Here is a 13143-nt window from a genome sequence, read left to right as displayed (position 1 = left end):
CGTCCTCTCACCGCTGGCGGTCCAGTTCCTTCCGGACTGTCCGGGCCAGCAGTTCCTGTCCCTCCTGGGACCGCAGCACCTCCAGCACGGTGGCACGCACCATCTCCTGGAAGGCTTTGTTGTTCAGCAAGGCGTCAAAAACAGTGTTCTGCTCCTGTCCGGGCCGGGCAGCCTGGGTTGCGGGTCTGGCCGCCCGCCGGGGCGCAGGTGCGGGAGCCGGCTCCTCGTCTTCCGCGTAAGCCGCGTCCATCCAGGTCTCCTGGCGGGTCCGGTCGTTGCTCTCTCCCCGCAGGTAGAACATGGATACGCCGAAATAGGACGCCATTTTCTCCTGCTGCTCCCGGGAGGGGGTAGCCCTGCCGGTCTCAAACTTCTCCGCCGCGTTTTTGGGGAAACCCAGGGCGGCGGACAGGGCCGGCCGGCTCAGTCCCCGCTCCGTCCGCAGTTCTTCAATTCGCTGTGCCATAGTCACCATACGTAAAACCTCCTTTGAAAGGCTTTCTCTATTATAGTAAAAATAGGACTGCGCCGCAAGCCCCGAAGCGAGGGGTAGCCAGAACAGGCCCGATCAGCTCCCCATTCCAAGCTTTGGGCTCATTTCTTTTTTCTTCGATGTATCCTGCCGGGCACCTTTTTACCTCTGGCGGAATATATACGAGGAGGGATCTTCCATGCTGGACACGATCCTAAAATATTGGGTCCAATGGGCCTGCGGGCTGGGCGCCGCCGCTCTCAGCGCCGGAATGCGCCTTTTATACCGGCGGCAGAAGCAGTCGGACCTGCGCCAGCAGGCCACGGAGCGCGGCATCCAGGCGCTGCTCCGGGACCGCATCGTACAAGCCTACTACCACTATTCCGAGCGGAACTGGATCACCCTCCACGGACTGGAAAACGTGGAGGCTCTCTACCGGGAGTACCACGCCCTGGGGGGCAACGGCACCGTGACCAAGCTGGTGGAGGCTCTGCGTGAACTGGAGGTCCGGGACAAGTGACCCGGACAACGCTTTGTAAAAAGGAGGTGATCATATGGATTTCGGCACCGCGTCCGTGGCGGCCATCACCGTCATCTGCTATCTGATCGGTCTGGTGGTCAAAGCGGTCCCCTGGATCAGCGACCGCTACATTCCCATGCTGTGCGGTCTGACTGGCGGAGTTTTGGGTCTGGTGGCCCTCTATATCCCTGTGGCCTGCTTCCCGGCCCACGACCCGCTGACCGCCTTGGCGGTGGGTATCGCCTCCGGACTGGCCGCCACCGGCGCCAATCAGGCCAAAAAACAACTGAACGAGAAGGATTGAAAGGAGACAAAAGAATGGAACAATACCTCTACGACATTTTTCAGACTTCCGGCAAGAACGGCTGTGCCGACCTGACCATCGCTCTGGCCATGTTTCTGTCCGACGCCCGGGAGGGCAGACAGCAGTACGGCCCCGACGGTCTGGACTATGAAGCCCTTCACCGGGACTACCCCGCCCTGGAGCAGGGCCAGGAGCAGCTGCGCCTTTTCCTGGGCCGCCACTACGCTGATCTGACCCAGGCCTACCGCGCCGGGGACCGCGAGGTCTTCAACCAGGCGGTGGCCCAGTGCCAGAAAATGGACGCGGCCAAGGCCGAGGAGGCACAGGCTCAGGAATGAGCCTCCGCCTCTTCAGGAAGTCGCCCCTGCGGTCACGCCCCACGGTTTGAGCTGAAGAACGGAGAAACCACTCAGGCCCCACCGCGAAGCGTTTCAAACAATCCGATAACGATTCATCAAATGTTCTGAAGCAGCCAAAAGGGCTTGCCGTCTGAGAAGCACAGGCGGCAAGCCCTTTCATTTTGTCCCGATGCGCCGGTAATCCCAGTCATCCGGGCCATCGTCTTGTGTGCTCGCACGCTGCCGGAGGCCTTTGTCATCGGGTATCCCCGTTTCCTCCGTTACGGCACCGCCAGCCACGGTCCGGTCTACTCCTCCAGACCCATCTCATCCATGGCGTGATGCATGTGGATAGCCATGGCGTGCTCGGCCCCGGAGGCATCCCGCTTCTGCAAAAACTCCAGCAGCAGCGCATGGTCCCGGAGGGTGATCTGGGCCAGAGTCTCCTGGTCCTCGCCGGCGCCGATGGCGGTCTCCACCGCCTGGTTGATCATGGGCAGCAAGCGCACCATGAATTCGTTGTGGGTGGCCCGGACGATGGCCGCGTGGAAGGCCCGGTCGGCAGCGGTGCGGTCCCGGCCCTCCCGGATACAGCAGGCCACCAACTCGCCTTGGCGCAAGATCTCCGCCATTTCCCCCTCGCTGGCCCGCTGGCAGGCCAGCCGGGCGGCCCGGGGTTCAAAGATGGACCGCAGCTCAAACAAATCCCGCAGCTGGCCCCGCACCCGGTCCAGAGCGGAGAAGCCGAAGTCCTCCACCTGCCCGGCCTGCCGGGACACAAAGGTGCCCTTCCCCCGGCGCACCTCCAGCACCCCCTGGACCGTCAGATCCCGGATGGCCTCCCGCAGGGTGGTCCGGCCCACCCCCAGTTCCCGGGACAGGTCCAGTTCGTTGGGCAGCTTGTCCCCGGGATGGAGCCGCCGCTCCACCACGATCTGATTGTAAAGCCGCTGGGCGGTCTGGTGGGAAAGGCTCTGTTTTTCCATGATCGTCGCTCCTTTTTCAGACGGTGAACCAAACGTTACGGGGCATTCCGGCTGCGCCTCAGGACGGCGCCTGCCCCGTCCCGAGAGATGTCAGCCAAAAAACACCCGTTCAAATTCCAGACTGTAAAAATCTCTCCCGCCTCTTGACATCTATGCTTTCATGATATAGCATGTAGTCAGACAATGCAAGAGTTATCAGACAACTCTGTTAAAAAATTCAGGAGGTCAATCCATATGCGTTCCGACGTTGTGAAAAAAGGCATCCCCGCCGCCCCCAACCGCTCTTTGCTCTATGCTCTGGGCTACACCAAGGAGGAGCTGGAGCGCCCCCTTATCGGTGTGGTCTGCTCCTATAACGAGATCGTCCCCGGCCACATGAACCTGGACAAGATCGCCGAGGCCGTCAAGGCCGGCATCCGGGCCGCCGGAGGCACCCCCGTGGAATTCCCCGCCATCGCCGTCTGCGACGGCATCGCCATGGGCCATGTGGGTATGAAGTACTCCCTGGTCACCCGTGATCTCATCGCCGATTCCACCGAGGCCATGGCCATGGCCCACCAGTTCGACGGCCTGGTCATGATCCCCAACTGTGACAAGAACGTCCCCGGTCTGCTCATGGCCGCCGCCCGGGTGAACGTCCCCACCATTTTCGTCTCCGGCGGTCCCATGCTGGCCGGCACCCTGAACAACGGCCGCCGCACCTGCCTGTCCCACATGTTTGAGGCGGTGGGCGCTTACTACGCCGACAAGTTGGACCAGGCAGGCGTGGAGGAGTACGAGAACAATGCCTGCCCCACCTGCGGCTCCTGCTCCGGCATGTACACCGCCAACTCCATGAACTGCCTCACCGAGGCCATCGGCATGGCTCTGGCCGGCAACGGCACCATCCCCGCCGTCTACTCCGCCCGCCTGCGTCTGGCCAAGCACGCTGGCATGAAGATCATGGAGCTGGTGGAAAAGGACATCCGCCCCCGGGACATCATGACCGAGGCCGCCTTCCACAACGCCGAGACCATTGACATGGCTCTGGGCTGCTCCACCAACACCATGCTCCACCTGCCCGCCATCGCCCATGAGTGCGGCATCGAGCTCAGCTTCGACATGGCCAACGAGATCAGCGACAAGACTCCCAACCTGTGCCACCTGGCCCCCGCCGGCGACACCTACATGGAGGATCTGGACCGGGCGGGCGGCGTCTATGCCGTCATGGCCGAGCTGGCCAAGAAGGGCCTTCTCGACACCAGCCTGATGACCTGCACCGGAAAGACCGTTGCGGAAAACCTCGAGGGCGTGGTAAACCGCAACCCCGACATCATCCGGCCCATTGAGAATCCCTACACCAAGACCGGCGGCATCGCCGTTCTGAAGGGCAACCTGGCCCCCGACGGCTGCGTGGTCAAGCAGTCCGCCGTGGCCCCCGAGATGATGGTCCATGAGGGCCCCGCCCGGGTCTTCAACTCCGAGGAGGAGGCTATCGAGGCCATCTACGCCGGCAAGATCGTAGCCGGCGACGTGGTGGTCATCCGGTACGAGGGCCCCAAGGGCGGCCCCGGCATGCGGGAGATGCTCAACCCCACCTCCGCCATCGCGGGCATGGGCCTGGACAAGGACGTGGCCCTCATCACCGACGGCCGCTTCTCCGGCGCCACCCGTGGCGCCTCCATCGGTCACGTCTCCCCCGAGGCCGCCAGCGGCGGCACCATTGGTCTGGTGGAGGAGGGCGACCGCATCGCCATCGACATCCCCGCCCACACCATTACCCTGAAGGTGTCCGACGAGGTGCTGGCCGCCCGGAAGGCCGCCTGGGTCTGCCCCGAGCCCAAGATCAAGACCGGCTACCTGGCCCGGTACGCCAAGCTGGTCTCCTCTGCCGACAAGGGAGCTGTCCTTTCCTGAAAGAAAGGACCAAAGGACTCTCGGAACTGCTGGCGCATTTCCCCTGCGAAGCAGGACAGGTCACGCAGAGTAACTGACAGTTCTAAAATGAAAAGGGCGTCCCCAGTGGGGACGCCCTTTTATCATGTTTCTTTAGTTGCCCACGGAGACATAGTCGCTGGAGACATAGCCCACCTTGCCGTTGCCGTAGTCGATCTTGTACCAGCCGTTTCCGGTGTCCTCCAGGATAATGATTTTGGACCCGTTGGCGGCGCTGGCCAGTTTTTCATAGCTGGAGCCCGGACCGGAGCGGATATTCAGACCGCTGCCCGCGTTGACGATGGTACCCGGGGTGTTGGGGGCCACGGTGCCGCCGCTGGGCTTGGTGGAGGTGCCGCTCCCGCCCGAGGGCGTCGTCGTGCCGGTGCCGGAACCGGCAGCGCTGTTGCAGTAGACGGTACACTGGGCGCTCTTGTCCCCGGCCGTGGCGGTGACGGTGACCTTCACCTTGCTGCCGGTGGTGTTCACGTTGGTGGCGGTGCCGTCCTGCTCCACCTTCAGGATGGAGTCGTCGCTGCTGCTCCAGGTGACCACAGCGTCGGCGGGACTGACCGTGGCTACAAAGGGGAATACTTCATTGGCCGTCAGGGTGATGTCCGACTTGTTCAGCGTCAGGGAGGTCACAGGGACCTGGGGGACCTCCAAGGATACATCGCCGCCGGAGCTTGCGTCACCCCCGGGCTGGCTGGTGGAGGCAGAACTGCCGGGAGCGGACTGGCTGGTACTCACCGAGGAGCCCTGGCCGCCGGATTTGTCTCCAAAGATCAGCGGCCCCACATACTTGAATACTATGAACAGCGCCACGATGATCACGATCATGGAGATCACCAGGCCGATCACCTGCACGGGATGGACCGTCCCCCGTCCGCCGGCCGCCCGACGGCCGCCGATGCCGCTTCGGCCGGGCCGCTCGTCACAGAAGGGACAGCGCTTATAGGTGATGGAATAGTCCTCTCCGCAGTTCTCGCAGCGGATCACGTCGCTGCGGCGGGAGGGCGTCTGTTTCTCTATCGTATCGCGCCGGGGGGCCGTCTGCTTTCCGGCCGCGACGCGCTTTTCTGCAGTACGACGGGAGGGATTTTGTCTCTCTGCCATATTGATTCCTCCGCTCAACCTTTTTTCCGCCAAAAACGGTTCAAATCTATTGTACAAGGAAAAAACCGCCTCGTCAACGGGGAAAGTCGAAATAACAAAATATTAACATTTTTATGTCCACTTTTGTCCGGCTATCCGCCCCGCCGGACCGGGACAGCGTCGTCCGGCGGTCCGAAAAACCGGAATTTACCGGGCCATGAAGGCGTGCCCCGCCACCTTGACCTGCGCCCCGCTTTCCCTTATAATAAGGTCTGCTGAAGAATCCGCGGCGCGGTTTCTTGCGCGGCCCTCTATTGAAACGCCTTGGCTGTGAAGGTCAAAGGCTTTGTTTCGTGCGCATAATAACGTATGGTCAGATCTGAAGATGGGAGCGTGACCGACATGAGAGGCACCATGACTGCCAGCGAAGTCCACAAGCAGTACAGCGAGGCCGTGACCGCCTTCCGCAAGCTGATCCCGGACCCCGGCCTGCGGATGAGCTTCAGCCGCCAGGTAGACAGCTGCATGCGCCAGTACATCTTGGGGGTGTGGCAGGCGGACAACGCCAGCTCCATCACCCCCCGGCATGTGGAATTTTACAACGCCGTCTGGTCCGCGGGCAATCCGGTGCCCTCCGCCCTGTACTGGGAGGTGGCCGCCGGAGTGGCGAACTTCGACCTGTTCCAGCCCCCGGTCTTCTTTGAGGACCTGCGGCAGTACGACCGCCGGAAGGGCACCACGCTGGCCCGGCGGTTCGCCGACCAGCTCACCCTGATCCTGCTGCTCTTTGCCGCGGTGGACGACGTGGTCAGCGAGAGCGAGGCCGGCTTTGTCAACGCCTGCAACGACGCGCTGATCCGGCTGTGCGACAAGGACGGCCTGCGCGCCGACCGCCCCGCGCTGAAGGCGGACGAGTTTATCGCCCCGCGGCCCGACGCCCCCCAAGCTCCCGTCCGCCAGGAGCAGGCAGCGGCCCAGGAGGCCAAGCAGGAGACGGAGCAAGCCCCCGAGCCCCCCAAGCTGGAGGACGTGCTGGCGGAGCTGGACAGCCTGTGCGGCCTGGATCAGGTGAAAAAGGATGTGAAGAGCCTCATCAACCTGGTAAAGGTGCGCAAGCTGCGCCAGGAGGCGGGGCTCCCCGTCCCCCCCATGTCCCTCCATCTGGTGTTCATGGGCAACCCGGGCACCGGCAAGACCACCGTGGCCCGGCTGCTGGCCAAGATCTACCACGCCATCGGCGTGCTGTCCAAGGGCCAGCTGGTGGAGGTGGACCGGTCCGGTCTGGTGGCCGGCTTCGTGGGCCAGACCGCCATCAAGACCCAGGAGGTGGTCCAGAAGGCCATCGGCGGCGTGCTGTTCATCGACGAGGCCTACGCTCTGGTCAACCAGGAGAACGGCAACGACTTCGGCCACGAGGCCATCGAGGTGCTGCTGAAGAACATGGAGGACCACCGGGACGACCTCATCGTCATCGTGGCCGGATACACCGGCCTGATGGAAAAATTCATCCACTCCAACCCCGGTCTGGAATCCCGGTTCAACAAATACTTCTTCTTCGAGGACTATGAAGCCGGACAGCTGATGGAGATCTTCCGCTCCATGTGCAAAAAGAACGGCTACGCCCTGTCCCAGGAGGCGGAGGCGTGGGCGGAGCAGGATTTCAAGGACCTGTACGAAAACCGGGACGAAAATTTCGGCAACGCCCGGGACGTGCGCAACCTGTTTGAAAAGGCGGTGGCCCGCCAGTCCGACCGGGTGGCCCGGCTGGAGGCCCCCACCAAGGATCAGCTCATGGAGCTGCTGCCCGAGGATCTGAAGGAACCGGAGGCGGAGGAGCCCGCCCCGGAACACACAATATGACATAAGGAGAACGACGTATTATGAAGATCTTGTTTGACCAGATGGAGGACACCGTTCTGAAGAATTTCAAGGGCGGCGAGGGCGAGCTGCGGGCCAAGATGTACACCGACCCCAAGACCAAGATCATGCGGGGCCTGCTGGCTCCCGGCAGCTCCATCGGCCTGCACACCCATGAGGGGAACAGCGAGATGATCTACATCCTGTCCGGCACCGGCAAGGTGCTCTACGACGGGGAGTACGAGCCCCTGGCCCCCGGCGACTGCCACTACTGTCCCATGGGCCACGCCCACAGCCTCATCAACGACAGCAACGGTGATCTGGTCTTCTTCGCCGTGGTGCCCGAACACGGCGTCGCAAACTCCACATCCTTCGTTTCCCCGTAAACGGGAAAACTCAGTCGTTCCGTTGCTCCGCCTTTCCAAACCAAACCCGCTTCGCTGGGCTTTGGTTTGGTGGGCCGCCTCCGGCGGCCTTTAGACGCGGTGCCGCAATTTCCAATGGAAAAGGAAGCCACTATGAACATTGCCTTTTACACCTTGGGCTGCAAGGTCAACCAGTACGAGACCCAGGCCCTGGAACAGCTGCTGACCCGGCGGGGCCACACTCTGGTCCCCTTCGAGGGGGAGGCCGACGCCTATATCATCAACACCTGCACTGTCACGGCGGTCAGCGACAAAAAGTCCCGCCAGATCATCCGCCGGACCCGCAAAACGGCCCCCGACGCCCTCATTGCCGTGTGCGGCTGCTACCCCCAGACCCACCCCAAGGATATGGAAGGGCTGTCCGTGGATCTGGTGGCCGGCACCGGGGACCGGACAGGCTTCGTGGACCTGCTGGAACAGACCTGGGCGGAGCGCCAGAGCGTCACTGCTCTGGATGACGCCATGAAGCGCCGGATCTTTGAAGTGCTGCCCGCCGGCGGACTGGAGGGCCGGACCCGGGCCATGCTGAAGGTGGAGGACGGCTGCGTCAACTTCTGCACCTACTGCATCATCCCCTACGCCCGGGGTCCTATCCGCTCCCTCCCCCTGGAGCAGGCCAAGGACCAGGCCGCCCATCTGGCGGCGGAGGGCTATCAGGAGCTGGTCCTCACCGGCATCGAGATCTCCTCCTGGGGGCACGAGTTCCGGGACGGCTCCTCCCTCATCGACCTGGTGGAGGCGGTGTGCGCCGCCGCTCCCGGCTGCCGCATCCGCCTGGGTTCCCTGGAGCCCCGGACCATTACCGGGGACTTCTGCCGCCGGGCGGCGAAACTGGACAACCTGTGTCCCCACTTCCACCTGTCCATGCAGAGCGGCTGCGACGCCGTTTTGAAGCGGATGAACCGAAAATATGATTCCGCCCGGTATTATGAGAGCGTAAAATTACTCCGCGAGACCTTCGACCGCCCTGGGATCACCACCGACCTGATCGTGGGCTTTCCTGGGGAGACGGAGGCGGAATTCGAGGAAACGCTGGCCTTTATCCGGAAGTGCGCCTTCTCCGCCATGCACATCTTCCCCTACTCCAAGCGCCCTGACACTCCGGCGGCCAAAATGCCCGACCAGATCCTCAAGGCAGTGAAGGAGGAGCGGGCCCACCGGGCCGCCAACCTGGCCGCTGAGATGGAGCGGGCCTATTTGGAGCAGTTTGTGGGCGAGACGGTCCCCGTCCTCTTTGAGGAGGAGCGGGAGGGCCTGTGGCGCGGCTACACCACCCGGTACACCGAGGTCATGGCCCCCAACGGGGAAAACCTCCACAACCGCCTGCGCTCCGTCCGTGTGGAGGGCGTGGAGGGCGGCTCCCTCCGGGGCGTCCTGGTCTGATCCCGCCCATTTTTTAAGGATTAAATTTGCTCCACCCGTGGAAAAAGGGGCGCAGCGGTGTTATAATGGGGACCGCGATTCGACAACCACAACAGGGGCGGCCCGCCGTCCCGTTTTGAGAGGAGCCTTTTACCAATGAGCGAAGAAATGACTTACAGCGCCAACCCGGGAAAAAACCTGGTCCGTACCGTGGACGGCGTGGACTACCTGCGGATCCCTGTCAAGACCCACCTGATCACCAAGGACGACGACATGGCCGACGTGGTGAAGAAGTACCCCCGGGACAAAATGCAGCCCGGTGACATCCTGTTCATCTCCGAAAAGGCGGTGGCCTGCACCCAGAGCCGCGCCATCCCCATGGAGGACATCAAGCCCCGGAAGCTGGCCGTCACTCTGAGCCGCTACGTCACCAAGACCCCCGCCGGCATCGGCCTGGGCATCCCCGAGACCATGGAGATGGCCCTTCAGGAGTGCGGCACTCTCCGTATCCTGTTCGCCGCCTTCTGCAGCGTCATCGGCAAGCTGCTTGGCAAGAAGGGCTGGTTCTACATGGTGGCCGGCCCCAAGGCCCGGGGCATCGACGGCCCCACCGAGGGCACCATCCCCCCCTATGACCACTATGTGGTGCTGACCCCCGCCGACCCCATGGGCACCTCCAAAAAGCTGGCCCAGGCCCTGGGCTACCCCGTGGCCATCGTGGACATCAACGACCTGGGCGCCAACATTCTCGGCTTCTCCGAGAAGGAGCCCTCCATGGACTGGCTGGCCAAGGCGCTGGGGGACAACCCCCTGGGCCAGGGCGAGGAGTGCACCCCCATGGGCATCCTCCGCAAGGCCTGAATCTCCAGACAGATCAAGAACACCCCCGGCTTTCCGATGGAAAGCCGGGGGTGTTTTTACTCCTCCAGGGTTCTGGGGTCAGGCAGCTGCACATACACCGGCTCATGGCCGACAGCCGACACAAACTTGAGCATATCCTCCCGCTTCAGGCGGAGGGTGGAGGTGGAGATACCGGGGTGGCCACTGATAAACTCGTCCTGCATCAGGTCCTGGTCGATGACGAGCTGGACCCGGTGTTCCGCGTCAAAAAGCAGCTCCAGCGCGGACACGGAGCCGGGGATGGTCCGGAGATACTGCTCCATGTGGCCCGCGTCGGCAAAGGACAGCCGGGCGCACCCCAGCTGGGCGGAGAGGAACTTGGTCTTGAAGGGTTTCTCCCCCGGCATCATCAGCAGATAGAACTGGGTGCCCTGGCGGTTGCACAGAAACAGGTTCTTGCAGATCTTGCCGCCCAGCACCGCCTCCACCTCCTGGCAGAATTCAATGGTGTCGGCGTGGTCGTGGTCCACCCGGACATAGGGGATATCCAGCTCCTCCAGCTTGTCGTAGATAGCAAACTCCTGGGGAAGCCGGTCGTCGGTGGGCCGGGTGGTATAGCGCTGCGGATCGATATACATGGGTAAGTCTCCTTTGTTCGGCTGTTTCAATGGATCGAGATCTGGCACATTTTCATGGCCTCCAGGGCATTCTGATGGCTGGCGGGGGTCACGCCGGCGCAGCAGGAGGCGTCCACCGAGATGGGCACTTCAGGCAGAGCGGCCTTGAGTAGCATGGCGTTGGAAATGACGCAGATGTCGGTGCACAGACCCGCCAGCTCGATCTCCTCATACTTGCCCCGGGCGGCCATGTGGGCCAGCGCGGTGCTGCCGAAGCCGGACTTCTCCAGACAGACCCGGCCCCGGGCGTACTCCTGAAGCTGAGGGATGATCTCCCAGCCTTCGCTGCCCTTGATACAGTGGGGGACGGGCAGGTTCTTCCCCTCCTGGGTGTTCAGATAGTCCGCTCCGTGGGTGTCCTGGGTAAAGATAATGTCCGTTCCGGCGTTGACCGCCTCCACCACCTTGCCCACCACATGGGGCACAATATCGGCAGCCTCCCGGGTGCCCAGGGCGCCGGAGACAAAATCGTTCTGCATATCCACGACCACCAGCAATTTCATGGACGGTCCCTCCTTTTTTTCAGGATACCACATTCGCCCTCCAAACGCCAGCCCCTTTCCGGCCGCTCAAAATTTTCCCGGTTTTCGCGACCCGGTGTCTTTTTTCCCGTCTATATAGGCAAAGGGAGCTTTGGAGGAACTCCCACCGACAGAAAAGGAGGAAAACGATATGAAAGGAATCCGCTTTTTCGCCTTGCTGACCGCCGCCGCCCTGGCGTTGTCCCTCACCGCCTGCGCCTGCGCGTCAAACGCCAGCACAGGGGAGCCCGCCGCTTCTGCCGCCACCGGCGGTGCCATGGACAGTTTTGCCAACTGCGCCCCCATGGAGACTCTGGAGCCCGACTGGAACACCGAGGAGTACAGCCACATGGACGAAAACGGCTTCCACGCCGCGGCGCTGTCCCCCCTGTCCACCTTTGCCGCCGACGTGGACACCGCCTCCTACGCAAACCTGCGGCGGATGCTGCTGAACGGCCAGGAGGTGCCCGCCGACGCGGTGCGGATCGAGGAGATGGTCAACTACTTCCGCTATGACTACCCGGAGCCGGAGGGGGACGCGCCCTTCTCGGTGTCCACCGAGATCGCCCCCTGCCCCTGGAACAACGACACCCTGCTGCTGCGGGTGGGCCTCCAGGCCCCCCAGCCCGACTGGGAGGCCATGCCCCCCTCCAACCTGGTGTTCCTCCTGGACGTATCCGGCTCCATGGACCAGTGGAACAAACTCCCTCTGGTAAAGCAGGCCTTCCTGCTGCTCACCGAGCACCTGCGGCCCGGGGACACCATCTCCATCGTCACCTACGCCTCCTCGGACCGGGTAGTGCTGGACGGGGCAACCGGAGATGAGGCGGAGACCATCCAGGCCGCCATTGAGGACCTGACCGCCGGGGGCAGCACCGCCGGCTCCCGTGGCATCCTCACCGCCTACGAGCTGGCCCGGAAGCATTTTATCCCCGGAGGCAACAACCGGGTGATTCTGGCCACTGACGGGGACCTGAACGTGGGGGTCACCAGCGAGGGGGAGCTGGTCAAGCTCATTGAGGAACAAAAGAAGGATGGGATCTTCCTGTCTGTCCTGGGCTTTGGCGAGGGTAACCTGAAGGACAACAAGCTGGAGGCCCTGGCCGACCACGGGGACGGCAATTACGCCTATATCGACAGCGTCCTGGAGGCCAAGCGGGTGCTGTTGGAGGAGATGGGAGGCACCCTGTTTACTGTGGCCAAGGACGTGAAGTTTCAGGTGGAGTTCAACCCGGCTCAGGTGGAGGCCTACCGCCTCATCGGGTATGAGAACCGGCTGATGGACGCGGAGGACTTTGCCGACGACGCCAAGGACGGCGGCGAGGTGGGGGCGGGCCACCGGGTGACGGTGCTGTACGAGCTGGCCCTGCCCGGCTCGGACATGGAGGTCCCGGAGTCTGACCTGAAATACCAGGAGACCGTCCCCACGGGCAGCGACGAGTGGCTCACCGTGTCGGTGCGGTACAAGGAGCCCGAGGGGACCGAGAGCCGCTTGCTGGAGTACCCGGTGGGCCAGGAGCAGGTGCGGGATACCCCTTCGCCGGATACGGCCTTTGCCGCCTGTGTGGCCCAGTTCGGGATGCTGCTGCGGGATTCTGAGTACGCCGGCACCGCCACCTATCAGGGTGTGGCCGAACAGCTGGCTTCCCTGCCCGGGATCAACTACGACCCCTACCGCTCCGAGCTGCTCTATCTGGTCCGGCGGCAGGCCGGAAAGGGCTGAGATACTTTTGTAAATTAGAACAGCCCCGGCGGAACAAGGTCCGCCGGGGCTGTGTTTTACCGTTTTATCCGTAAGTAAAATGCGGTTTTGCGCCAAACGTTCTGTTCGG

Annotated in this window: 14 protein-coding genes; 9 read left to right on the top strand and 5 right to left on the bottom strand. The window is 62.9% G+C overall.

Annotated features, from left to right (window positions below):
• Positions 1–7: 7 nt before the first annotated feature.
• On the bottom strand, positions 8–475 hold the full coding sequence (locus I6E39_RS02455) for a helix-turn-helix domain-containing protein (RefSeq protein WP_235379745.1): 468 nt from the start codon (positions 473–475) through the stop codon (positions 8–10).
• Positions 476–671: 196 nt separating this feature from the next.
• Here I6E39_RS02455 and I6E39_RS02450 point away from each other — a divergent pair, with 196 nt between their 5' ends.
• The 3 genes from I6E39_RS02450 to I6E39_RS02440 are packed head-to-tail and all read left to right on the top strand — an operon-like array spanning position 672 to position 1634.
• Positions 672–992, top strand: coding sequence for a hypothetical protein (locus tag I6E39_RS02450; protein ID WP_235379743.1), 321 nt, complete (start codon positions 672–674; stop codon positions 990–992).
• 34 nt (positions 993–1026) lie between these two features.
• On the top strand, positions 1027–1296 hold the full coding sequence (locus I6E39_RS02445) for a phage holin family protein (RefSeq protein ID WP_235379741.1): 270 nt from the start codon (positions 1027–1029) through the stop codon (positions 1294–1296).
• A 14-nt stretch (positions 1297–1310) separates the two neighbouring features.
• Positions 1311–1634 carry a hypothetical protein gene (locus I6E39_RS02440; protein ID WP_235379740.1) on the top strand — a complete coding sequence of 108 codons (324 nt, stop codon included), beginning with the start codon at positions 1311–1313 and terminating at the stop codon, positions 1632–1634.
• A gap of 308 nt (positions 1635–1942) precedes the next feature.
• Here I6E39_RS02440 and I6E39_RS02435 read toward each other — a convergent pair whose 3' ends face one another.
• Entirely contained in the window at positions 1943–2620 is a 678-nt protein-coding gene (locus tag I6E39_RS02435; RefSeq protein ID WP_235379739.1) for a FadR/GntR family transcriptional regulator, read from the bottom strand.
• A gap of 234 nt (positions 2621–2854) precedes the next feature.
• Between I6E39_RS02435 and ilvD the strand changes: the two genes are divergently transcribed.
• Positions 2855–4516 (top strand): dihydroxy-acid dehydratase, encoded by a 1662-nt coding sequence (gene ilvD, locus I6E39_RS02430; RefSeq protein ID WP_235379738.1) that lies wholly within the window; start codon positions 2855–2857, stop codon positions 4514–4516.
• A gap of 132 nt (positions 4517–4648) precedes the next feature.
• Here ilvD and I6E39_RS02425 read toward each other — a convergent pair whose 3' ends face one another.
• Positions 4649–5650 carry an SH3 domain-containing protein gene (locus I6E39_RS02425; protein WP_235379736.1) on the bottom strand — a complete coding sequence of 334 codons (1002 nt, stop codon included), beginning with the start codon at positions 5648–5650 and terminating at the stop codon, positions 4649–4651.
• 381 nt (positions 5651–6031) lie between these two features.
• Here I6E39_RS02425 and I6E39_RS02420 point away from each other — a divergent pair, with 381 nt between their 5' ends.
• The 4 genes from I6E39_RS02420 (at position 6032) to I6E39_RS02405 (ending at position 10134) form a co-directional block, all read left to right on the top strand.
• Complete coding sequence (locus I6E39_RS02420) at positions 6032–7489, top strand: AAA family ATPase (RefSeq protein WP_235379735.1); 1458 nt, start codon at positions 6032–6034, stop codon at positions 7487–7489.
• Between the two features lie 20 nt (positions 7490–7509).
• Complete coding sequence (locus I6E39_RS02415; RefSeq protein WP_235379734.1) at positions 7510–7872, top strand: cupin domain-containing protein; 363 nt, start codon at positions 7510–7512, stop codon at positions 7870–7872.
• A 132-nt stretch (positions 7873–8004) separates the two neighbouring features.
• Positions 8005–9294, top strand: coding sequence for a tRNA (N(6)-L-threonylcarbamoyladenosine(37)-C(2))-methylthiotransferase MtaB (gene mtaB / locus I6E39_RS02410; RefSeq protein ID WP_235379733.1), 1290 nt, complete (start codon positions 8005–8007; stop codon positions 9292–9294).
• A gap of 135 nt (positions 9295–9429) precedes the next feature.
• Complete coding sequence (locus I6E39_RS02405) at positions 9430–10134, top strand: coenzyme F420-0:L-glutamate ligase (RefSeq protein WP_235379732.1); 705 nt, start codon at positions 9430–9432, stop codon at positions 10132–10134.
• 56 nt (positions 10135–10190) lie between these two features.
• Here I6E39_RS02405 and I6E39_RS02400 read toward each other — a convergent pair whose 3' ends face one another.
• Positions 10191–10751, bottom strand: a complete 561-nt coding sequence (locus I6E39_RS02400; protein WP_235379731.1) for a prolyl-tRNA synthetase associated domain-containing protein — start codon at positions 10749–10751, stop codon at positions 10191–10193.
• A gap of 26 nt (positions 10752–10777) precedes the next feature.
• On the bottom strand, positions 10778–11293 hold the full coding sequence (locus I6E39_RS02395; RefSeq protein ID WP_235379730.1) for a cysteine hydrolase family protein: 516 nt from the start codon (positions 11291–11293) through the stop codon (positions 10778–10780).
• 169 nt (positions 11294–11462) lie between these two features.
• Between I6E39_RS02395 and I6E39_RS02390 the strand changes: the two genes are divergently transcribed.
• On the top strand, positions 11463–13034 hold the full coding sequence (locus I6E39_RS02390; protein ID WP_235379728.1) for a vWA domain-containing protein: 1572 nt from the start codon (positions 11463–11465) through the stop codon (positions 13032–13034).
• Positions 13035–13143 lie beyond the last annotated feature (109 nt).

The sequence above is a fragment of the Pseudoflavonifractor phocaeensis genome, from assembly GCF_021531375.1.
Lineage (GTDB): Bacteria > Bacillota > Clostridia > Oscillospirales > Oscillospiraceae > Lawsonibacter > Lawsonibacter phocaeensis_B.
Note: the sequence above shows the minus strand (reverse complement) of the source record. Positions and strands in the feature narration are given on the sequence as shown.

Coding starts and splice junctions, on each gene's coding strand:
- I6E39_RS02455 (WP_235379745.1), bottom strand. CDS start 475: ATGGTGACTATGGCACAGCGAATTGAAGAACTGCGGACGGAGCGGGGA.
- I6E39_RS02450 (WP_235379743.1), top strand. CDS start 672: ATGCTGGACACGATCCTAAAATATTGGGTCCAATGGGCCTGCGGGCTG.
- I6E39_RS02445 (WP_235379741.1), top strand. CDS start 1,027: ATGGATTTCGGCACCGCGTCCGTGGCGGCCATCACCGTCATCTGCTAT.
- I6E39_RS02440 (WP_235379740.1), top strand. CDS start 1,311: ATGGAACAATACCTCTACGACATTTTTCAGACTTCCGGCAAGAACGGC.
- I6E39_RS02435 (WP_235379739.1), bottom strand. CDS start 2,620: ATGGAAAAACAGAGCCTTTCCCACCAGACCGCCCAGCGGCTTTACAAT.
- ilvD (WP_235379738.1), top strand. CDS start 2,855: ATGCGTTCCGACGTTGTGAAAAAAGGCATCCCCGCCGCCCCCAACCGC.
- I6E39_RS02425 (WP_235379736.1), bottom strand. CDS start 5,650: ATGGCAGAGAGACAAAATCCCTCCCGTCGTACTGCAGAAAAGCGCGTC.
- I6E39_RS02420 (WP_235379735.1), top strand. CDS start 6,032: ATGAGAGGCACCATGACTGCCAGCGAAGTCCACAAGCAGTACAGCGAG.
- I6E39_RS02415 (WP_235379734.1), top strand. CDS start 7,510: ATGAAGATCTTGTTTGACCAGATGGAGGACACCGTTCTGAAGAATTTC.
- mtaB (WP_235379733.1), top strand. CDS start 8,005: ATGAACATTGCCTTTTACACCTTGGGCTGCAAGGTCAACCAGTACGAG.
- I6E39_RS02405 (WP_235379732.1), top strand. CDS start 9,430: ATGAGCGAAGAAATGACTTACAGCGCCAACCCGGGAAAAAACCTGGTC.
- I6E39_RS02400 (WP_235379731.1), bottom strand. CDS start 10,751: ATGTATATCGATCCGCAGCGCTATACCACCCGGCCCACCGACGACCGG.
- I6E39_RS02395 (WP_235379730.1), bottom strand. CDS start 11,293: ATGAAATTGCTGGTGGTCGTGGATATGCAGAACGATTTTGTCTCCGGC.
- I6E39_RS02390 (WP_235379728.1), top strand. CDS start 11,463: ATGAAAGGAATCCGCTTTTTCGCCTTGCTGACCGCCGCCGCCCTGGCG.